Annotated in this window: 20 protein-coding genes; 19 read left to right on the plus strand and 1 reads right to left on the minus strand. The window is 61.4% G+C overall.

The genetic code is table 11. The annotated features are described in order from the left end of the window. The first annotated feature begins 3 nt into the window (after positions 1–3). The 19 genes from C1M53_RS08250 to C1M53_RS08345 all read left to right on the plus strand — a co-directional run bounded on the left by C1M53_RS08250 (position 4) and on the right by C1M53_RS08345 (position 17,104). Positions 4–969 carry a phage major capsid protein gene (locus C1M53_RS08250; protein ID WP_129411806.1) on the plus strand — a complete coding sequence of 322 codons (966 nt, stop codon included), beginning with the start codon at positions 4–6 and terminating at the stop codon, positions 967–969. A gap of 195 nt (positions 970–1,164) precedes the next feature. Then, positions 1,165–1,434, plus strand: coding sequence for a hypothetical protein (locus C1M53_RS08255; protein ID WP_129411807.1), 270 nt, complete (start codon positions 1,165–1,167; stop codon positions 1,432–1,434). A gap of 308 nt (positions 1,435–1,742) precedes the next feature. Next, positions 1,743–2,522 carry a hypothetical protein gene (locus C1M53_RS08260; protein WP_129411808.1) on the plus strand — a complete coding sequence of 260 codons (780 nt, stop codon included), beginning with the start codon at positions 1,743–1,745 and terminating at the stop codon, positions 2,520–2,522. Between the two features lie 2 nt (positions 2,523–2,524). Beyond that, a complete protein-coding gene (locus C1M53_RS08265; RefSeq protein WP_129411809.1) occupies positions 2,525–3,235 on the plus strand; it encodes a hypothetical protein in 711 nt (236 codons plus the stop codon). 11 nt (positions 3,236–3,246) lie between these two features. Next, the gene (locus C1M53_RS08270) at positions 3,247–4,857 is read left to right on the plus strand and encodes a hypothetical protein (RefSeq protein ID WP_129411810.1); all 1,611 of its coding nucleotides are present in this window, start codon (positions 3,247–3,249) and stop codon (positions 4,855–4,857) included. Between the two features lie 12 nt (positions 4,858–4,869). Next, complete coding sequence (locus C1M53_RS08275; protein ID WP_129411811.1) at positions 4,870–5,331, plus strand: N-acetyltransferase; 462 nt, start codon at positions 4,870–4,872, stop codon at positions 5,329–5,331. Further along, positions 5,324–6,703 carry a tail fiber domain-containing protein gene (locus C1M53_RS08280; RefSeq protein WP_129411812.1) on the plus strand — a complete coding sequence of 460 codons (1,380 nt, stop codon included), beginning with the start codon at positions 5,324–5,326 and terminating at the stop codon, positions 6,701–6,703. The genes C1M53_RS08275 and C1M53_RS08280 overlap by 8 nt, the downstream gene beginning before the upstream one ends. Next, positions 6,703–6,951, plus strand: a complete 249-nt coding sequence (locus C1M53_RS08285) for a hypothetical protein (RefSeq protein WP_129411813.1) — start codon at positions 6,703–6,705, stop codon at positions 6,949–6,951. The genes C1M53_RS08280 and C1M53_RS08285 overlap by 1 nt, the downstream gene beginning before the upstream one ends. Next, entirely contained in the window at positions 6,948–8,024 is a 1,077-nt protein-coding gene (locus C1M53_RS08290) for a hypothetical protein (protein WP_129411814.1), read from the plus strand. The genes C1M53_RS08285 and C1M53_RS08290 overlap by 4 nt, the downstream gene beginning before the upstream one ends. 110 nt (positions 8,025–8,134) lie before the next feature. Continuing rightward, positions 8,135–8,944 carry a hypothetical protein gene (locus C1M53_RS08295; protein WP_129411815.1) on the plus strand — a complete coding sequence of 270 codons (810 nt, stop codon included), beginning with the start codon at positions 8,135–8,137 and terminating at the stop codon, positions 8,942–8,944. Positions 8,945–9,162: 218 nt separating this feature from the next. Beyond that, positions 9,163–10,614 carry a hypothetical protein gene (locus C1M53_RS08300; protein WP_129411816.1) on the plus strand — a complete coding sequence of 484 codons (1,452 nt, stop codon included), beginning with the start codon at positions 9,163–9,165 and terminating at the stop codon, positions 10,612–10,614. Positions 10,615–10,772: 158 nt separating this feature from the next. Further along, positions 10,773–12,365 carry a hypothetical protein gene (locus C1M53_RS08305; protein WP_129411817.1) on the plus strand — a complete coding sequence of 531 codons (1,593 nt, stop codon included), beginning with the start codon at positions 10,773–10,775 and terminating at the stop codon, positions 12,363–12,365. Further along, entirely contained in the window at positions 12,362–12,892 is a 531-nt protein-coding gene (locus C1M53_RS08310) for a hypothetical protein (RefSeq protein WP_129411818.1), read from the plus strand. The genes C1M53_RS08305 and C1M53_RS08310 overlap by 4 nt, the downstream gene beginning before the upstream one ends. Positions 12,893–12,972: 80 nt before the next feature. Beyond that, complete coding sequence (locus C1M53_RS08315) at positions 12,973–14,019, plus strand: glycosyltransferase (RefSeq protein WP_129411819.1); 1,047 nt, start codon at positions 12,973–12,975, stop codon at positions 14,017–14,019. 327 nt (positions 14,020–14,346) lie between these two features. Further along, complete coding sequence (locus tag C1M53_RS08320) at positions 14,347–15,201, plus strand: hypothetical protein (protein ID WP_129411820.1); 855 nt, start codon at positions 14,347–14,349, stop codon at positions 15,199–15,201. Between the two features lie 231 nt (positions 15,202–15,432). Next, the gene (locus C1M53_RS08325) at positions 15,433–16,218 is read left to right on the plus strand and encodes a hypothetical protein (RefSeq protein ID WP_129411821.1); all 786 of its coding nucleotides are present in this window, start codon (positions 15,433–15,435) and stop codon (positions 16,216–16,218) included. A 1-nt stretch (position 16,219) separates the two neighbouring features. Further along, complete coding sequence (locus C1M53_RS08330; protein ID WP_129411822.1) at positions 16,220–16,405, plus strand: hypothetical protein; 186 nt, start codon at positions 16,220–16,222, stop codon at positions 16,403–16,405. 2 nt (positions 16,406–16,407) lie between these two features. Next, positions 16,408–16,650 carry a hypothetical protein gene (locus C1M53_RS08335; RefSeq protein ID WP_129411823.1) on the plus strand — a complete coding sequence of 81 codons (243 nt, stop codon included), beginning with the start codon at positions 16,408–16,410 and terminating at the stop codon, positions 16,648–16,650. 202 nt (positions 16,651–16,852) lie between these two features. After that, complete coding sequence (locus C1M53_RS08345; protein ID WP_129411824.1) at positions 16,853–17,104, plus strand: hypothetical protein; 252 nt, start codon at positions 16,853–16,855, stop codon at positions 17,102–17,104. A gap of 39 nt (positions 17,105–17,143) precedes the next feature. On the opposite strand, the gene C1M53_RS08350 is transcribed toward C1M53_RS08345, so the two are convergent. Continuing rightward, positions 17,144–18,841 carry an amidohydrolase gene (locus tag C1M53_RS08350; RefSeq protein WP_165358094.1) on the minus strand — a complete coding sequence of 566 codons (1,698 nt, stop codon included), beginning with the start codon at positions 18,839–18,841 and terminating at the stop codon, positions 17,144–17,146. Positions 18,842–19,257: the final 416 nt, after the last annotated feature.

A 19,257-nucleotide genomic window follows, 5' to 3' on the forward strand; every position in this document is an offset into this window, starting at 1 on the left:
AAGATGGCAGGACCATCCACTGTGTTCACGCAGATGGTTTCGACCACGCTGCGTAACGCCGCGACGGAAGTCGCTGATAATGTGAGCAAGAACAATGCCTTGCTCGCCCGCCTCAAGAAGAAGGGCAATATCCGCAATCTCGATGGCGGCACCGAAATCCAGGTTCCGCTCGAGTATGGCGAAAACGGCACCTACCAGCGCTATGGCGGATACGAGACGTTGAACACCAACGCCTCGGACGTGGTGACGTCGGCGAAATACGACTGGGCGCAGATCGCGCTGCATGTCGTGTCGAGCGGACGCGAGCTGCGCCAGAATTCCGGCAAGTCGGCGATGATCAACCTGGTGAAGACCAAGAAGAAGAACGCGCTGCACACCGCGGCGAACAACTTCTCGATCGACCTCTATTCGGACGGCTCGCTGCCGAACCAGATCGCCGGTCTCGCCAACATCATCCAGTCGAACGGCCAGGGCACGGTCGGCGGCATCGACAGTTCGCTGTGGCCGTTCTGGCGCAACAAGTTCCGCGAGATCCCCGGCACGGACGCCTACACCAAGGACACGATCCTGGGTGAAATGAACCGGCTGTGGATGGCGCTGACGCGCGGCACCGACACGCCGGACCTGATCACGTTCAGCCACGACCTGTTCTCTGTCTACGAAGCTTCGCAGCAGCAGTTCCAGCGCTACCAGGATGCCGACCTCGCCCAGACCGGCTTCCTGTCCTACAAGTACAAGACCGCCGACGTGATCTTCGACGACAACACCAACTTCGCCACCAATGCGGAGCGGGCCAACTTCCTCAACACCGACTACCTCTACATCTTCCAGCACAAGGAAGCGCAGTGGTCGCAGGACGAGGAGAAGAAACCGGTCAACCAGGACGCCGTGGTCATCCCCTATTACTGGATGGGCAACGTCGCCTGCTCGAACCGTTCGCTGCAGGGCCTCCTGCTCGATGTAAGTTAGTTCCCTCAAACGCCGGCGCGGCCCATCCGGGCCGCTTGGCTTACGCGCCAACGGGCGCGGCGCGCGGTCGCGCGCTCCAACGGTCGAATGACCGTTGGAGCCCTCAATCGCCGGGCGCTGCGCCCACAGTCAATTGGCGCGCACTCCGACGGTCGGATGACCGTTGGCACAGCAACATCAAACAAGGAGAACGAGATGGTTTATTCCGTTACCCCGATCGTCGGCCTGCGTCTCGGCGAGGTGATCAAGGCCGGCGAGGATGCCGCGGCACTGGGCACCGTCGTGACCGGCAATGACGGCCATGACTATATCCTGGCGCTGGCGACGGGCGCGATCGCCAACGCGGCGACCGTGACCCTGACCGAACCGGCAATGACCGTTGCCACCGGCGCCGGCGCCTGGACCAACACCAATGCACCGCTCGTCGCGAGCGACCGTGCCTGGTTCAAAAAGACCGCGATCTAGGGGGAGAGGTCTTTCGTCCTCACGCTGTCGCCGCTTCGCGGCTCGCTCCGGACGGGGCGCGCCAAAAGGCGCGGCGCACGGTCGTGCACGCGGTCTCTGACCGTATGCTAGTCGCCGCTTCACGGCTTGTTCTGCCCCTGCCGACCCATCGCCCCCAGGCTGGGCACGGCATCGGGCACGAAGGCCCCCTCTCCGTCGCGTCCTGCGCCGGCGGCGAAGCCGAAACGGAGAGGGGGCAAGCGTCCCACAGAAACGAGGCGGACCGTTCAGGCCCGCCTCCCCTTCGCTCACCTTCCAAGGAGGCCATCATGGCTGAGAACGACAAGCCGGTCATTCGACTGATCGGTTTCAGGACCACCTATGAAAAGCTGCCGGTGCGCAGCACCGATCCGCTCGGGGACAAGGCCGATGCGCACGGCTTCCTGCTGAACGCGGCCGGCAAGCGCCTGATCGAGCCGCAAGAGGTCGACTGGGCGATCTATGCGCCCGGCCACAGCCCGCTCGGCACGCATACGGTGGAGCGCGTCAAGCACCTCATTCCCGATCCCGACCGCCACGGCGACGACCTCGACGGCACCAAGCTCGCCTTCATGACCGCGCGCTGGGAGAAGATCCGGCCGGCCTACGAAGCCTGGAAGGCCGGCAAGGAGATACCAACTTCGGGCACGCCGCTGACGGCCTGGCCGGCGCTCAACGAAGAGCAGGTCAGGATCTTCCGCCAGGTCGGCATCCAGTCGGTCGAGGAGATCCGCGATCTGGCCGAAACGCAGATCGGGCGCGTGCCGCTGCCCGGCATGCGCGACCTGATCAAGCAGGCCGCCGTGTTCCTGGGCAATCTCGACAGCTCGGCGGTTGCCGAGCGCGAAGCCAAGAAGGACGAAGAGATCAGCGACCTGAAGGAGCGCCTGGTGGAACTGGAAAAGCTGCTCGACAGCCGTGCCCGGCCGGCAGCACCCACCGCCAGTGCCGAGGCGCCGGCGAGCGAGGAGCTGGCCAGCCTGCGCGCCGAACTCGACGCCAGGGGCATCGACTATGACCGACGCTGGGCGGCACCGAAGCTGCGCGCCGCTCTCGCCGAGGCTGCCTGACCATGGCGATCGGCGACGTACTCAAGGACGTCTGCGTGGCGGTGGGCGAGGCTATTCCGCCCGCCTTCTTCTCCACGGCGGCAGGCACCTCCAGGACGTGGCAGCAGCTGCAGCTGCTGGCCAACGAGGGTGCCCGCATGATCGCGGGCGGCTTCGACTGGCAGGTGCTGCGCAAGGTCGCCGAGATCTCCGGCACCGGCACGGCCGAAGGCTTCGATTTGCCGGCAAACTTCTCGCGCATGCTGAAGAAGGCAAGCCTGTGGTCGTCACGCTATCGCTGGGACATGACCCATATCGTCGACAGCGACGACTGGCTGTCGTTCGAGTTCACGACGATCGCGCCTCTGTTCGGCGCATGGACCATGCATGGCGGGCAGATGCACATCCAGCCGGTGATGGCGGTGGGCGAAAAAGCCAAGTTCTTCTACATCTCGAAACAGATCGTGCGGGCGAGCGACGGCACGCCGAAAACCGCCTTCACGGCGGACGAGGATACGTTCCTGCTCGATGAGCGCCTGCTGCGCCTGGCGATCATCGCGCTGTGGAAGCAGCTGCAGGCGCAGGACTTCGCGGCGGAACTTTCCGACTACGAGATCGCCTTCGACCAGGCGAGCGACAGCGACGGCGGTTCAAAACCGGTGCTGTCGGGCAACCTGCCGACCAGCCGCAACGGCCGCATCACATGGCCGGGCACGGTGACGGGACAGGGCTGAAGGGCAGACCGATGAAAAGCGCCACACTTGCACGGCTGGCACAGCCGGCCCGCACCCGCCGCGCGCAGATGACCACCCTGCCCGCGCCGATGGCCGGCTGGTTCACCGCCGGCAACCTCGCCTCGATGCCGCAAGGCACTGCGATGCGGCTCGAGAACTGGCGCCCGACCAACACCGGCATCGTGCAGCGCGGCGGCAGCAAGACGCGCGCCACCATCTCGGACGGGACCAAGCCGGTCGAAAGCTTCATCTCCTACAACGCCACGCAGAAGAAGCTGTTTGCGGCAACACGCACGGACATCTTCGACGTGACGACGGTGGCCAATCCGAACGTGCCGCCACCGCCGGCGGTGTCGGGGCAGACCAGCGGCTACTATTCCTTCGTCAACTTCACCACCTCGGGCGATGAATACCTGACGGCGGTGAACGGTACCGATGCGCTGCTGCTCTATCACCCGAGCAGCGGCTGGAAGAAGATCACCGACACGTCGAGCCCGGCCATCACCGGCGGTTCGACGGCGACGCTGTCCTTCGTGTGGGTGTACCGCAACCGGCAGTTCTTCATCGAGGGCGGCGGGCTGAGGGCACGCTACCTGCCGGTCGCCAGCATCGCCGGCGCGCTCGGCACCATCGACCTGAACGGCGTGTTCCAGCGCGGTGGCTCGCTGATGTTCGGCGCATCGTGGTCTGTCGATGCCGGCGACGGCCTCGACGACAAATGCGTCTTCGTCACCAATCAGGGCGAGATCGCCGTCTACCAGGGTGGCGATCCGGCGACGGCGACGGGTTTCGTGCTGGTCGGGCGATACGACCTGGCCCGGCCGCTCGGACCGCGCGCCACCATGCGCGTGGGCGGCGACCTGCTGATCGCAACCGAGATGGGCCTGCTGCCGCTGTCCCAGGCGATCACCAAGGACATTTCCGTGCTCGACCAGTCCTCTGTGAGCCGGGCGATCTCGCCGGACTGGCGCAGGGAGGCCAAGGCAAGGCGGTCGCTGCCATGGGAAATCGTCAAATGGCCGGAACGCGCCTATGCGCTCGTTAGCCTGCCCGTCACCAATGGCAGCCAGCAGGGGCTGTGTTATGTGCTGAATACGGAAACCGGTGCCTGGTGTACTTTCACCGGCTGGGACGCGCGCTGCCTGGTCTTCCACAATGGCGAAGTGGTGTTCGGCACGAACAAGGGCAAGGTCAAGGACACCGAGGTCACCGGAACCGACGACGGCGTGCCGATCTACTACACCTGCGTCGCCAATCCCGATCATCTCGAGACATCGGGCGTGCTGAAGACGATCCTGCAGGCACGGGCGACGCTGAAGCGGGCAACGCCGAACGAAATCCAGCTTTCCGGCTCGACCGACTACCGCGTCAAGCTGCCGGCGCCGCCCAACCCGGCCCCGGACGTTCCGCCTGTCGGCATCTGGGGATCCGGCCGCTGGGACCAGGCACTGTGGGATGCGACAATGGCGAGTGCCTTTCCCGACATCGTCAAGACCAGCATCGGCATGACAGGTTATGTCTTCCAGTGGCAGTTGCAGGTGACCGGCGCGCAATCCTCGGCGCCGATGGTCGAACTGGTCAGCGTAGACGTGTCGTTCGAGACCGGCGGGCCGGCGCTCTAGGGCGACAAACCGATGCTAGCCTTCTGGGGCCATGACGAGGCGGTGGCGATGTGGGTCGCCCACCACATACCGGGCTGCGAGCGCGGCTTCGAAAAATGTCGGGCGATGGGCGTGCTCGACGGCGAAAAACTCGTCGCCGGCGTGGTCTATCACAACTGGGAACCGGAACACGGCGTCATCGAGATCTCCGGCGCAGCCAGCACGCCACGCTGGCTGACAAGGCCGGTGCTCTGGCAGATGTTCGCCTACCCGTTTCTCGGCATCGGCTGCCAGATGCTGGTGATGCGCGTTTCCGAGCGCAACGAGCAATGGAACGGGCGCGGGCTGCCCCGCCTGCTGAAAGCCTACGGTTTCGACAAACACACCATTCCCCGCCTCTACGGCCGGCACGAGGGCGGACACGTCTTCTCGCTGACCGACGATGCCTGGCGGGCCAACGGATTTCACAGGAAGGAGCTTGCTGCCAATGGGTAAGCCGAAAGCACCGACGCCACCCGATCCGAAAGAAACGGCGGCAGCGCAGACCGGCACCAATGTGTCGACGTCGATCGCCAATGCAGCGCTGGGCAACGTCAACCAGGTCACGCCCTATGGCAACCTGACCTACAACCAGTCGGGCACGCACAAGTTCACCGATCCGACCACGGGCAAGAGCTGGGACGTTCCCACCTATACGGCAACGCAGACGCTGAGCCCCTCGCAGCAGGCGATCTTCGATCAGTCGCAGCAGGCGCAGGCCAATCTGGCCAAGATCGGCAACCAGCAGTCGGCCGCGATGGCCGACTATCTCAGCAAGCCGATGGACTATGGCACGTTGCCGGCCGGCGGCGATGCCTCCAAGATCGGCGCGCCACAATACCAGCAGTTCCAGTCTGGACCGCAGTTGAACACGCAGATCGCCGATGCCGGCCAGATCACCAAGGACTACGGGCCGAAGGACGGCTATGCCAGCAATACACAGGAGGTGCGGGACGCGATGTTCTCGCGTCTCAATCCGGAGCTCGATCGGCAGCGCGCCTCGCTCGAGACCTCGCTGGCCAACCAGGGCATCCGCATCGGCTCGACCGCCTATGACACGGCGATGAACCAGTTCAACCAGGGTGTGAACGACCAGCGCACATCGGTGCTTTTGGCATCGGGCCAGGAGCAGAGCCGGCTTGCCAATCTCGATGCGCAGCGCGCCGGTTTCCAGAACGCGGCGCAGCAGCAGCAGTTCATGCAGAACAGTGCGCAGGGCGAGTTCGGCAACACGGCACGCCAGCAGATGTTCCAGAACCAGAACGCCGTGACCGGGCAGAACAACACGCTGCAGGACCAGCGCATGAACGCCCAGCTCGCCCAGTTCAACGCCGCCAACCAGCAGCGGCAGGCCGCGCTGCAGGAAGCCTATGCGCGGCGCAACCAGCCGATCAACGAAATCACCTCGCTGCTCTCCGGCGCGCAGGTACAGAACCCGAATTTCGTCAACGCCAACATGCCGAACATCCCGACCACCGACTATGCCGGCCTGGTCAACCAGAACTACAACCAGAAGCTCGGCATCTACAACCAACAGGTGGCGGCGCAGAACAGCCTTTTCGGCGGCCTCCTGGGTCTCGGTGCCTCGGCGATCATGAAATCCGACCGCAGGGCCAAGAAGGACATCAGGAAGCGCGGCCGCATCGACGGCACCAACATCTACGAGTTCCGCTACCGCGGCGAGGACGGCGATGCGCCCAAGCATGTCGGCGTGATGGCGCAGGAGGTGGAGAAGACGCGGCCCGACGCGGTGATCGAGGTCGGCGGCGTCAAGCATGTCGACTACGCCAGGGCGCTTCCCGGCCTGTTCGGACTGGGGCAGGCATAATGGAGAGCTTCATCTTCGACGGCAACAAGCCACGCCGGCCGATGACGCCTGAGGAGCAGAGCCAGGCGCAGACGGCGCTGGCCACCAACATGCCGACCGACATCGGCAGCGGCCTCTCGGCGATCGGCCAGGCGCTGATCTATCGCCAGAACAAGGACGGCAGCTTCCCGCCGGCACCGGGCGCCAGCCCGCTGTCGGGGCTTTTCGGCCTCGGCTTGAACCGCAGCGAAAGGATACCCCTCCGATGACCCTTTCCTTCATCTTTGGCAAAGGCCAGCAATACGAAACGCCGGAAGAGCTGGCGAGAGCGCGGGCCTCGGCCGATGGCCTGCTGGCCGACCAGCCGACACCGACCGACCTCGGCTCCGGCTTGAATGCCATCGGCCGGGCACTGCTCTATCGCGCGATGGTGGGCGACATCCAGGCCAGCGAAAGGGCCGGACGCGACAGTGCCGCGGCCGCGTTCAACCCGATTGCCGGCGCGATGAGCGGTCCCGGCGCGTTCCCGCCGCCTCCGGGCGGTTCCAGGATTGCCTACGCCCTGGCTGGGAAACCGACACCCAAGCCCGGCAATCCGAACCTGCCGAGCCGCTTCGACTTCGCGCGAGCCGACACAGGAGGACCTGCCGGCAACGCTGGCGGGCCGCCCGATGTGCCGACGATGGAAAGCTACATCCGCCAGTCGGCCGCGCGGCGCGGTATCGATCCCGGTGTCGCCGTGCGCGTGGCGCGCTCGGAAGGCCTTCAGCGCGGAACCTGGCAATCGAATGTCATCAGGAAGGGCATCCGCGAACCAAGCTACGGGCCGTTCCAGCTTCTCGTCGGTGGCGAGGGCACAGGCTTCCCCGAAGGCGTCGGCAATCGCTTCACCGATGCCACCGGCCTCGATCCGGCCGACCCGGCCAACTGGCGACAGGGCATCGATTTCGCTCTCGATACAGCCGGAAAGCAGGGTTGGGGACAATGGTACGGCTCCAAGGCGGCGGGCATCAGTCCGCTCCAGGGAATCGGAACTGCCGGGCCGGCCGCTTCTGCCTCACGGGCGCCGACGTCGATGCAAGGTCTTCCCATCGAAGCACAAGCAGCGTCCCGAGCCGCTCCGGCGCCCGCAAACGGCATGCCGACGCAGCCTGCGCAGGGCGGTCAGTTCGATCTGTCACGGCTACCGGCCGCTGCTGGAGGCACCGCAGATACGTTCGACGCGTCGAAAGGCCCGACACTGCCGATGCTCTTCAATGCGCTGCAGAACCCCTGGCTGAATGAAACGCAACGCGGGTTGGTCAAGCGCGAGATCGAGCGCGTCACCAAACCACACCCGTAGGCCATGCCGCATCATACACGGGCGCGTCCTGTCCGATGCGCGGAGGCATCCCGAAGCCCACCCAAAACCGATCCTGGAAATGAACAACGCAGACCTGGAGGCACTTGCACATGGTAACCGCTGACGAAGCCCGTCGTGAACTGGCACGCCGAGAACTGGAAAGCAGACGCACGCAACAGTCTGCGCCGGGCGATGACTATGACAACAGCTGGTTCGCCCAGATCGCCTCCGGTGCCAATGAGGGGGTGGCCAGGACATTGGGGGCACCAGTAGACCTGACCAACAACTATATCGTCGGCCCGGCGATGCACGGCATCAATGCTATCGCTGGAACGAATTTCCAACCTTCACAGGAACCCCTGGGCGGCAGTGCCGGCCTGCTGCGCAGCCTGCAGGAGATCGGATCGATCAAACCGCCCACCGATGACCCCGACAAGCAGCTTGGTCGACGGCTGTCCGAAGAAGCCACCAGCGCCCTTCTTACCAACATGGGCGGCATCGCTAAGGCTGAAGCGCCAATCCGCGAGACCTTGAAAGCCCTCTACAGCGGGCTCGGAAGTGGTGCCGGCGCCGCCTTTGCGAACTATATTGCGCCCGACAACGCCTACGCCGAACTTCTCGGCAAACTCGTTGGAGGACGGGTCGGAAATATCCCGTTCGAAATGGGTGGCCGTGCATCGAGGCCGGTCTACGAAGCCGTTCCTGACCTCGAGAGGCGGCAGGCATTGCTGGAGGCGATGTATGAAAAAGCCGGCGATTTCGCATCCCTGTCCGCCCCGGCCGCAGTCGACTATGTCAGCCGGGCGATCAAAAGCCCCCCTGTGAAGCAGGTCCCCCTGGCAAAAGCACCCGCCACGAGGAACCGCATGAATCGCATCTGGGAGGCGCTGACTGCGGGTCAGGCGGCTATCGCCGATTGACCGGCTGCCGTGGTTCCGAGAGCCATTGCGGCGACGTCCGATCTTTCGCTCCCTCAACGGTCTCCAAGGTCCCGTTGTTTACCCTGGCTGAGGGCATGCGACGGCAGCGATCCCACCTCATCTCCGATCGCCGATGCGATCGGGCCGCACATTTCAGTTGACGACAAGCGGCGACAGATCGCCAACGCGACTGCACGCAACCGCCGAAAGGATATGACGTGACGAACGAGTTGCGCGCCTACAATCCCACCTGGCGAGACCGGGTTGCTGCTGTCTTGATCGGCGAAGGGAAACCAAGCCGCTACCACCGCAACGTCGTTTCCGGCCTGGTCGGTTCGGCGGGCATCGGCAGCACCGGCTTTTCCCTCTCCGATCCTACGCCCGCTGGCGCCGTGTTCTCCGCAGACGAGATGGTCCGGAATGCCCGAGACGGCAATTATGGCCAGGCGGCGTTGAACGCGGTGGGGGCATTGCCGGGCAGCGTGCTGCCAGCGGCGCTGAAGCTTGCGGCAAAGGGCAAACCCGCGCAACGGTTTGCCACGAAACTCTCGGGTTACTCTGACAATATTCCTAAGATCTCACCGCAAGCCTTCGACGCGGACCCGTCCATTACCAGAATTCCCGATGGAACCGGCAACTACGGCCAGGCTGCGCAGGCGTTCGCGGCAAAAACCGAGCCATCGCAGCGATTTGCCGCGAAACTCTCGGACTATCATGATAATATTCCTGAAATACCACAACGCGCCTTCGAGGCCGACTACCCCAGAGGGGCAGTTGCCGATGACATGGGAAAACTCCGCTATGACATCGAGGGAAGAACGCTTATCGCACCACAAATCGCCGGCCGCCGAATGGCGGGAGGAGGTGAAGAGGCGCTCGAAATTGAGGGAATCCGATCCATTGGAGAGACAATTACGGGAAGAAGCATTGAGGATCTTCCAGAACGCTATCGAAGGCAAGGATGGCTGGGCGCTACTGGTCAACAAGGGCAGAAACCGGTCCAGATCTACCTGAATCCAGATCTGACACATCGGCAGTATATGGAGGCACTGCCTCATGAAGTTGGCCATGCCATAGACCTTGCAGCAGGTCGCATCCCGATCGACGGATTGCTGGATGAATTGCAGCCTAACTATTCACGTCTTTACGGTCAGAAGACCGTCGGTGCGTTGATAACGCCTGAAAGCATCGGTTATCCTCCGGAAGAGGCGTCTCTTGAATATATGGCGGAAGCGCTTCGCGCATACCAGCTCGACCCCAACTATGCCAAATCACTGATGCCGCGAACGGCGGCGCGCATCCGCGAATATGTGAATTCACATCCCGAACTCAGCAAAATCATCCAGTTCAACAGCATGGCTGCCGCGAGTATCGGCGGCGGATCGTTGCTGGCCTCGGAAACGGCAGAAGCACGCGAGCCAGGTCTTTTCGCCCGTACCGGCGCTAGCGGCATTCCTGACACGGCGCACGGTATTGCCTTCAAAGACGTCGGCAAGATCCTTGAAGCCTTGAAGGGCCGGGATAGCGCTGACGGGCCGGCACGGATTGCAGCGAGCAGTCGAAACGGCGTGGCCCTGGACGTGCCGCTGGCCGGTGGCCTCGACATGGCAACGTTGAAGATCGGTCCTGTCGCCAGGGCGCTGCTTCTGTCTTCAGCCGAACGGCACTGAACGATACATCCTGGGCGTGTTATCGGCAGAAGAGTTGCTGTCGTCGCCGCCACCCAATGGGGGCTATCCGTCTGACGGAAACCTTGTATCACCGCGGCAACCTCTGGATTTCAGAGGGCCGTCTCCCTTCTTCACCGAAACTGCACAGGAGATCGTCCATGCCTCGCGTGAACGGCGTCTATCAGCTTTTGCCCGGCGTCTACGGTGTTCCGAACGAGCCGATCGCATCCGCCCCCTACAACAGCCAGCTGGATGACCTAGCGAAAGACGCCAACGATCCGCGTCCCGTCACGGCCGGCGGGACAGGCGCCCAAACGCCTGGAGACGCACTGACCAATTTCGGCTTCTCGGCCTTCGTGAAGTCATTGCTCGGCAAGGCCAGCGATGTTTTGTTCCGTACGGCCATCGGCGCGGACGACGCAACAAACCTGACCAAGGGTACCTTGCCGGCCGGACGGATCTCGGATGCCAGTCACGGCCAGCTTTCCGGCGGCAACCTTCATGCCGCCGCGACCGGCAGCACCCACGGCTTCATGTCTCCCGCCGACAAGACCAAGCTCGATGGCCTCATCGAGAAGAACCTGACCGGCTGGGTTTCGGGCCGTGACTTTACGAACGGCACCCTGATCACGACCAGCATCCCGGCGGCGGCCTCAGACGGCGAAGCATTCCTGATCGAGATTGTCGGCAATTCCTACGGCTCATCCGTCCCGTTCGACATCAAGGTCCAAGGCTACCTCTACGGCAACGCCATCATCAACCATGGCGCACTGTCTACCGGCAAAAAGCCGACCGAAATCTGGCTGTTCAACGCCGGTGGCTTCCTGTGCTGCTGGCTACCCTACATGGAATACTGGCAGGGCTTTACGGTATTCGCCAGCATTGTCGGCTACAGCGCAACGGATCGCCCCGCCAGGAACGTTGTTACAGCCATCACCAACAGCGCAAAACCCGCAGGCCGCACCAAGGAGGTTTCTGTCCCGATCACGCAAGCGGCGCTGAGCAGCGGGGCCGCCTTTACCGGACCGATCGACATCCTCGTGCCTTCTGGAAAGGCACTGCAGGCCATGACCAATGGCGCGGATTACGCTCTCTTCGGACGCTCGCTGAATTCGGGATATGGCGGGGTGCTGGGATACAATTACAACGCGACCAAATACGGCATTCTCGGCTATGCCAGCGACTATTCGTTTTACGGGAGCGGCGTTATTTACAACGCTGGTGAAATCCGGTCCTCGACCAATATCGTTTCCGATGGTTATCTGTGGGCAAAGAACGGTCAGGTCTACGGCTCGGCCTCCAGTCTTGTCCTGGGCACCAATGGCTCGGGTGGCTATGTCTACCTGAGACCAAACGGCGTCGGTAGCAGCAGTGGCGAATTCCTTGTGACGCCTGGCGGCAGCGTTCAAGCTGTCGGCCATGTCTATTCCGGTAGCGGAGCTGCCTTTCTGCACACCGCGGGCGATGTCTACGGCCCCACTTGGGGCGGGTATCTGTCTACCTATTTGGGCAATTACTACGCTCAAATTTCCAAGACATCGAACCGTGATGAAACGGTCTTTCCCGTTGGTCATTGGCTCATTGTGCGCGACGCAGCAACATCCCGGAACCAAGGGCTTACTCCATATTTAGGTTCGAGTGGCATCGACTACAGAACAGGTGGCAGCTATCCACTATCTGGTTCTTGGTATGCGCGAGGTCATTTTAGCTCTGGTAGCGACAACATGACCTTAGCTCAGAGGGTAGCATGATGACTGAGATCAACGAAAATCAGACCGCCACTCCTCCGACGGATACGAAAGCAGCGTTGCACAAAATATTTTCCGTGACTCGTGCACAACAAGACAATTTCTTCAAAGTAAAATGCGAAATCACCGATACATTCGGAGTTCGATACGTTACCGATTACGTCTCCGCTCCCGGGGATACTTTCGGCCTAGCGCCGATAGTTCGAGCCGGTATTTTCCGATGGATTGCTGATGGGAATGCGATTTCTCTATATCTCCCTCCTACGGATGAAGAACGACGCGTCGCAATGCCGTCACTCACCCCCCGCCAGCTCCGACTTGGTCTGGTAAACAGCGGATTCTCGATAGCGTCTGTTCAGTCAGTCATCGACGCCATAGGCGACGCGACTACGCGAGAGAAAGCACAGATTGAGTGGGAGTTTGCCAGTTCCTATGCACGCATACATCCGCTCATAACGCAGATCACGGCTGCCCTTGCAATCAACGACGACGAGGTCGATACGATGTGGGCAGCCGCCGAATTTCTTTGATACCGCATGCGACTTGAGTTGCCGTTGTAAAGCTGAGAGAACGGCAGCACAGTCCAACATCAAAACGGTGAGCAACCCCTTTGGCAAAGGCGTGCTATTTTTTCGCTGCAGACGCGACGTACTTTCCCCACGCCGTGATCGCAGCGCGGCGAGTAATGAACCTTTCCGCCTCTTTGCCTGGCTTAATCTTGACTACAAAGATACCCCAGCATGAAATTGAACTGGCCCATCAATTTCTTGGAAAGGCCGTGCAAATTGTTGACGTGTCTGCCTACGCCGAAGGCTTAAACGTCAATACGTTCCGCCTTGGCATAGCAACCTATCTTCGCCTGTTCGCAGACATGCTGCCGGAAATGCAGACGTTTAATCGCGCGATCTATCTCGACTGCGACGTGATCGTGAACGTCGATTTAGCCGCGCTGGCTGTAACGGAAATGATCGCGCCACTTGTGGCTGCACACGACGATCAGCGGTATTTTGACGATGAGTTTCGTAAACGCTTGTCGATGCCAGCAGGCGCTCCTTATTTCAATGCAGGCGTCATGCTTCTGGACCTCGATACAATCCGGCGCGACCGGCTCTTCGAGAAGACACGTATATTTGCCGAAGAGCAGCGAGACATTTGCAAGCAGCACGATCAAGACGCGCTCAACATCGTGTTTATGAACCAGTGGCAGACACTTCACCCAAAGTGGAACGCCATGACCAACTTCAGCGGTCACATTAAATATGCAGACGCCTACATCCGACATTTCAGTTGGGGCAAACCATGGTGGAAGCGTCCGCTCGGAGTAGAGCAGCAAGCTATGAACGAATATTACGAGCTGACAAAGGATACGCCTTGGGCGTCGATGTATCAGGGCAAATCGGATCACTTGGGATTCTTCGTCAAGCGGCTTGGTCGGAGTTTCGATCCGCTACTCGGCCTCTTCGGCGACAAACGCGCCAAGCTACGAACGCCTTATAACGCATTTAATGCACAACAGACTCAAATAGCTGACGCAAACTCGCTGCTACTAGCTCGTTGGTTCCCCGAGGGGTCATGGAAATCCGATCCGCGGCAGTTGGAATTTGACCCGGCTACCGATCCAGCTTCAACATCCAAACTGGACGACGCAGTTCGTTAGTCTCTGACCCGTACAGCAATCCTCACGGTTGTGCGCAGCCCCTTTCTAGCGCGCAAATATGATGGCCACTTCTTACTTTCCCAGCATCGTTACATTTTACCAAACTGCACAGTCGGTAAACCTGATCGCATCTGGGATTGCCATTAGATCGCGTGTGCTCGGGATTTTCGGCACCTGCCACACGCAAGGGACGCCGCCTGCGGTCGAAACAGACCATGAGACGCCGCAACCGGCTGAGGCGTTCTGCATCGCAATGGCCCCTGTCCGGTTGCACAAACCACAGGCGCTCAGCCTACAAGCCCGCAGGGAAGCACTGGAGGTGCGTCGATGACAATGTTCTTGGGGACTGGAATTGGCCTGACCACTTCGCGCCGAGGCAGCAGCGGCGGACCGGCGCCGACATTCACGCCTGCTGCCATGTTCGCCGCCGGCGAAACCGGCGCCTGGTATGATCCATCTGACCGGTCAACGATGTTCCAGGACACAGCCATGACCATTCCCGTCACGGCTCATAACCAGCCGGTTGGAGTGATGCGAGATAAGAGCGGTAACGGCATTCATCTGATCGCGCCGAACGATGGCGCCCGCCCCGTGTATCAGGAAACGGGCAACCGCCAGCGCCTCGCCTTCTTTGACGAAGAAAAAATGCTGGTCAGCTCGAATACTTTCCTTACCCGAACGGAGGACGATAGCGTCTATCTGGCGGCGGCAACGGACAACACGTCCCTGAGCAAATCCTGGTGCCCGATAGCCATCGGAGACGGAGTGACCCGCGCGGGTACTGGCAATAGATTTGCCATCTCGTATTTCACCAGTGTCGGCTCTGCCACAAACTATATCAGTGAATTAAGAGATGCCTCGAGCCTCTCCTATCGAATGAACAAGATTGCGACGGCCGACGATCAAACTCACTATGAGGATTTTTACGTCCCGGCCGGCGCCCAGCCTTCAAGTCCCCCGGTCGCCGTGAGTTCTCAAATCGATGGACAAGCTCTGTCTCAAAGCGCCAATGATGGCCCTGATCCCATCGTCGCATCGATGAAGGTTGGCCTGGGTACGTTCAACTTTTCGACCCCTGCGGCTAACGACATCAACTATTGGTATGGTGGCATCGTTGTCTTGCGATCGATGACACAAAGCGACCGCGACAAACTGCGCATCTTCTTCAGCACGTCACACTGAAGCCTGCCCCGCAAGAGGTGACCCGCCGCCGTGGAACTGGCGGCCGACTGTTCTGGTTCGCGTAAGACGCGGCGAACCTACACTATCGTTAAGCACCGTCTCATCAGACCACCGCAAAAGCCCCCCAAACAAGGATTTGGCCCAATGGACCGATCGCGGTTTTTCGCGGCGTTGCGCTTACGCACGTCCGGCGTTTTCGGCACGTCCCTGTCTCAAAGCCAGGTGGACGGCATGGAAGTCATTCTTGACGCAGGCCAGCGCGCCGGCCTGCCCCTAAAACACCTCGCTTATGCTTTGGCCACGGCCTATCATGAAACCGGCTGCAAGATGCAGCCGGTCAACGAAAGCCTCTACTACACTAGCGCCGCCCGCATCCGCGAGGTCTGGCCGAAGCGGTTCACCAGTGTTGCCGCCGCCATCCCATACGTGCGCAACCCGCAGGGCCTTGCCAACCGCGTCTATGCGGATCGCATGGGCAATGGGCCGGAAGCATCGGGCGATGGCTGGCGTTATCGCGGACGCGCATTGCCCCAACTGACTGGCGAGGAAAACTATCGAAAGGCGTCCAAGCTGGTCGGCGTCGATCTGGTCCAGAATCCTGAGGCAGCGAACGATGCCGACATCTCTGCCCTTATCCTTGTCGAGGGCATGCGCGCCGGTCTGTTCACGGCCAGGAAGCTGGCCGACTTCGATGTCTCTTCTCCAACCAGCTCGACAGCCTATGACTATGTAACCGCTCGATCCATCATCAACGATGACGTGCGGACAAATGGGCAGCTTGTCGCCGGCTATGCGAAGGCGTTCGAAATCGCGCTGCACGATGCTGTCTATGATGCCCCTGCGGCAGTCGCTGCCTCGACGGAAAGGCCGGCTGGCGAGCCTTTGCCCGATCCCGTCAATCGGCAGGCTCGGCAGCCGCCGGTCCCGCAGCCGACCACCACGGTCAAGCGTAACCGATGGAGCGCGATCGCGACCCTGCTCACCATCGCTCTTCGCAAAATCCTGAAAGGAGCCTGACATGGGCCCGTATGTCCGTATCATCCTGCGCTACGGCGTGGGCGCCATCCTTGGCTACGAGGTCGGGGATCAGCTGTCGAACGATCCCGACGTGGTGACGGCCGCGACCGTTGCAGCAACCGCGCTTGTCGGGGTCGCAACCGAAGGTGCTTATTACCTGGCTCGCAGATTCGGCTGGGAACGCTGATCATGCTGGCGCTCTTGTTCCGCTTCTGGCCCCACATCGTCGGTGCCGTCGCCGCGATCTTCGTCGGCTGGAAATTCCGGCAGTCCGGCGTCGAGGCGGAACGCGCACGACAGGCGAAAGAGAAATTGGCGGCTGTTGAAGACCGCCTGAAGATGGACCGCGAAGCCACCGACATCGAACGGCACGTCTCCAGTCTATCCGAGGACGAGGCGCGGAAGGAGGCCACACGATGGTCAAGGCATTGATCCTTGCAGTTGCGCTGGCATTCACGGGTTGCGCCACAAGGCGAGACGGGCCGCTGCCTTCCGACCCCCGCTCGATCTGGTGTGAACACAATTCGCCACGCCGGGACGCCGGGGCTGAAACGCCTCGCGCCGGGCTGAACGAAATCAACAAACACAATGCCCTTGGTGAAAAATGGTGCGGGTGGAAGCCATGACGAGACATGTGTCCATCGATCCCGACGAACTGAAGCGCATTGTCAAGGAAGCTATCCGCGAGGAGCTTTCTGCTGCCGGATTGCGTATCGACGAACCCGAACATCAATTTGAAGCACGGGAGGATTTCCGATTTCTTCGGAACTTCCGTCAAGCCCTGGCCGGCATCTCGAGCAAAGTCGGCGCAGCTGTGATCCTGTCTATCGTTTCAGGGTTGCTGTGGCTGCTGTGGAACGGTGTCCAGGCATTGCCAACGAAGTAAGGGGCCGGAACGCGCAGCCGTACGAAAGAGAAGCGGTCTTCAGTCGCCGAGCAATTTGTCGGGATCGAAGACAGGCCTGCCTTGCAGGACCGTGGCAACCACCTTTGCATTGCCTATCGCCTTGACCGGAACCTTGAGGATATCGCGGTCGATTATGGCAAGGTCCGCGATCTTGCCGACCTCGATCGAGCCCGTCGTCTTGTCCTGATGCAGCAGGCGGGCCGGGTTGATGGTCATCCAGGCGATCGCGGTGGCAACGTCGGGTGCGCCGTCTTTCTGCCGGGTGACAGCGGTCTGGATCTTGACCAGAGGCGACAGCTCGTCGGCATCGAAATCGCTGCTCATCACGACATCGGCTCCCATGGCCTGCAGTGTGCCGGCGGGCATCATGGTGTCGGCCCTGTCGCCGATGAACTGGCGGATGAACTGCACGTAGTCCGGATCGACGGAACTCGGGGCGAGCTGAAAATCGGCGACCACGCCCAACTGCTTGAAGCGAGGCAGGTCGACCTTGTCGACCAGATAGAGGTGCGTCAGACGATGCGGCCCGGGCGCTGCATCGGATTGTGCAATCGCATCGAGGGCAAGCCGCGCACCACGATCCCCCGTGACGTGATAGTGCAGTTGAAATCCCTTCTCGGACAGAACCTTTGAATAGCGGTTCAAAGTGTCGACGTCGAAATAGAGGAAGCCACGGTCGAAACCGTGATCGATGCCCGCGCCCTGCCTGTAGGGCTCCAGAACCGCGCCGGTGCGCTGCTCCAGGATGCCGTCGACATAGATCTTGACCTGGTTGAAACGCAACAGGCTGCCAGGGTCGTTCGAGAACTGCCTTGTCAGCGCCGCGACCTGCTCGTCGAAAGGCATGTCGGGATAGACGTAGAGCGCATTGGAGGCCCTGACCGTCAGCGTGTTGTTTGCCAGCGCTTTCTGCCAGACCTTGACATGCCCCTGCGGCCAGAAGCCTCCCGCATCGCTCACGGTGGTGATGCCGTTCTCGGCCATGGTCTTCAGCGTCGGCAACATGCTTTCATAGGCAAACTCGACATTCTCAGGTGTATCCGGGAATGCCAGATTGCGCAGCTTCTGCTGCGCATTCTCCAACACCACGCCGTTCGGCTTGCCCGTTTTCCTGTTGCGCAGGATGATGCCTCCGGGCGGATTGCCCTCGATTGCATCATAGCCGGCAGCATGCATGGCGGCCGAGTTAGCCCATGCGCCATGGCCGATATCGTCGAGGATCAAGACGGGGCGGTCGGGCGAGATTTCATCGAGCAGCGCGATTGGATTGTCGCTCTGGTCGAGCAGGTTGGTCATGCTGACGCCGGATCCCAGCACCCAGTCGGTCTTGCTGCTTTTCACACAGGCTTCGACGGTTGCAAGCGTGTCGTCGAGCTCGTCGAAGGGACCGAATTCGCACAGGATCTCGTTGACACCGGCCTCGACGAGATGGACGTGCGCGTCCTGGAAGCCCGGAAGCACCATCCTGCCGCCGAGATCGATGACTTCGGCTTCCTTGCCGGCAGCTGCCAGGACATCCTGCATCGCACCAACGGCAATGATCATGCCATTGTCGTCAATGGCCATGGCCTCGGCAGTCGGCACCTTCGGGTTGACGGTGTGGATGCTGGCGTTCGTCAGCACCTTGGTCTTGGCAAAGGCAGGGGCGCTTAGCGCCACGCCTGCGGTCAGGAGCAGCACCGGAAGGTACAATCGGCAATCGAGAATGCCAACCATCTGCGGCCCTCCGAACATGGAGCGATCTAAGCTGCTTTGCAGGAGGTACACAAGAAGCGATCTCTCCGTCCACGATTCTGGCCGGTTCGGTTCCGCTGACGCAATCCGTCCTCATATCTCTCGCCGTCGGGCGTGCCACCATCGAAGCCGTATCACCGGCACCGCTCGCGATCGGGGGGGGGCTGACAGGCCGACAGGAGAACACCGATAAGCACGACATGAAACAAGCATATCTGCGACCTCGCTTTGCCGGTCACCCTCCGTTTGCCACATTGCAACAATGTCACGGAGCAACGCATCTCTGGGTTTCGCAACCTCTCGCAGTCATACGCCTTTGCGGATCCGGCAAATGCGTCGACGCTCATGAACTCCCGGCCGCGATGGCGGATCGCACCGATCTTGACGGACAGTTAGCC

Source organism: Mesorhizobium sp. Pch-S (assembly GCF_004136315.1).
Classification (GTDB): Bacteria; Pseudomonadota; Alphaproteobacteria; order Rhizobiales; family Rhizobiaceae; genus Mesorhizobium.

Excerpts from the sequence above, each read along its gene's own strand:
- C1M53_RS08250 (WP_129411806.1), top strand. The coding sequence starts at position 4 with ATGGCAGGACCATCCACTGTGTTCACGCAGATGGTTTCGACCACGCTG.
- C1M53_RS08255 (WP_129411807.1), top strand. The coding sequence starts at position 1,165 with ATGGTTTATTCCGTTACCCCGATCGTCGGCCTGCGTCTCGGCGAGGTG.
- C1M53_RS08260 (WP_129411808.1), top strand. The coding sequence starts at position 1,743 with ATGGCTGAGAACGACAAGCCGGTCATTCGACTGATCGGTTTCAGGACC.
- C1M53_RS08265 (WP_129411809.1), top strand. The coding sequence starts at position 2,525 with ATGGCGATCGGCGACGTACTCAAGGACGTCTGCGTGGCGGTGGGCGAG.
- C1M53_RS08270 (WP_129411810.1), top strand. The coding sequence starts at position 3,247 with ATGAAAAGCGCCACACTTGCACGGCTGGCACAGCCGGCCCGCACCCGC.
- C1M53_RS08275 (WP_129411811.1), top strand. The coding sequence starts at position 4,870 with ATGCTAGCCTTCTGGGGCCATGACGAGGCGGTGGCGATGTGGGTCGCC.
- C1M53_RS08280 (WP_129411812.1), top strand. The coding sequence starts at position 5,324 with ATGGGTAAGCCGAAAGCACCGACGCCACCCGATCCGAAAGAAACGGCG.
- C1M53_RS08285 (WP_129411813.1), top strand. The coding sequence starts at position 6,703 with ATGGAGAGCTTCATCTTCGACGGCAACAAGCCACGCCGGCCGATGACG.
- C1M53_RS08290 (WP_129411814.1), top strand. The coding sequence starts at position 6,948 with ATGACCCTTTCCTTCATCTTTGGCAAAGGCCAGCAATACGAAACGCCG.
- C1M53_RS08295 (WP_129411815.1), top strand. The coding sequence starts at position 8,135 with ATGGTAACCGCTGACGAAGCCCGTCGTGAACTGGCACGCCGAGAACTG.
- C1M53_RS08305 (WP_129411817.1), top strand. The coding sequence starts at position 10,773 with ATGCCTCGCGTGAACGGCGTCTATCAGCTTTTGCCCGGCGTCTACGGT.
- C1M53_RS08310 (WP_129411818.1), top strand. The coding sequence starts at position 12,362 with ATGATGACTGAGATCAACGAAAATCAGACCGCCACTCCTCCGACGGAT.
- C1M53_RS08320 (WP_129411820.1), top strand. The coding sequence starts at position 14,347 with ATGACAATGTTCTTGGGGACTGGAATTGGCCTGACCACTTCGCGCCGA.
- C1M53_RS08325 (WP_129411821.1), top strand. The coding sequence starts at position 15,433 with ATGGAAGTCATTCTTGACGCAGGCCAGCGCGCCGGCCTGCCCCTAAAA.
- C1M53_RS08330 (WP_129411822.1), top strand. The coding sequence starts at position 16,220 with ATGGGCCCGTATGTCCGTATCATCCTGCGCTACGGCGTGGGCGCCATC.
- C1M53_RS08335 (WP_129411823.1), top strand. The coding sequence starts at position 16,408 with ATGCTGGCGCTCTTGTTCCGCTTCTGGCCCCACATCGTCGGTGCCGTC.
- C1M53_RS08350 (WP_165358094.1), bottom strand. The coding sequence starts at position 18,841 with ATGGTTGGCATTCTCGATTGCCGATTGTACCTTCCGGTGCTGCTCCTG.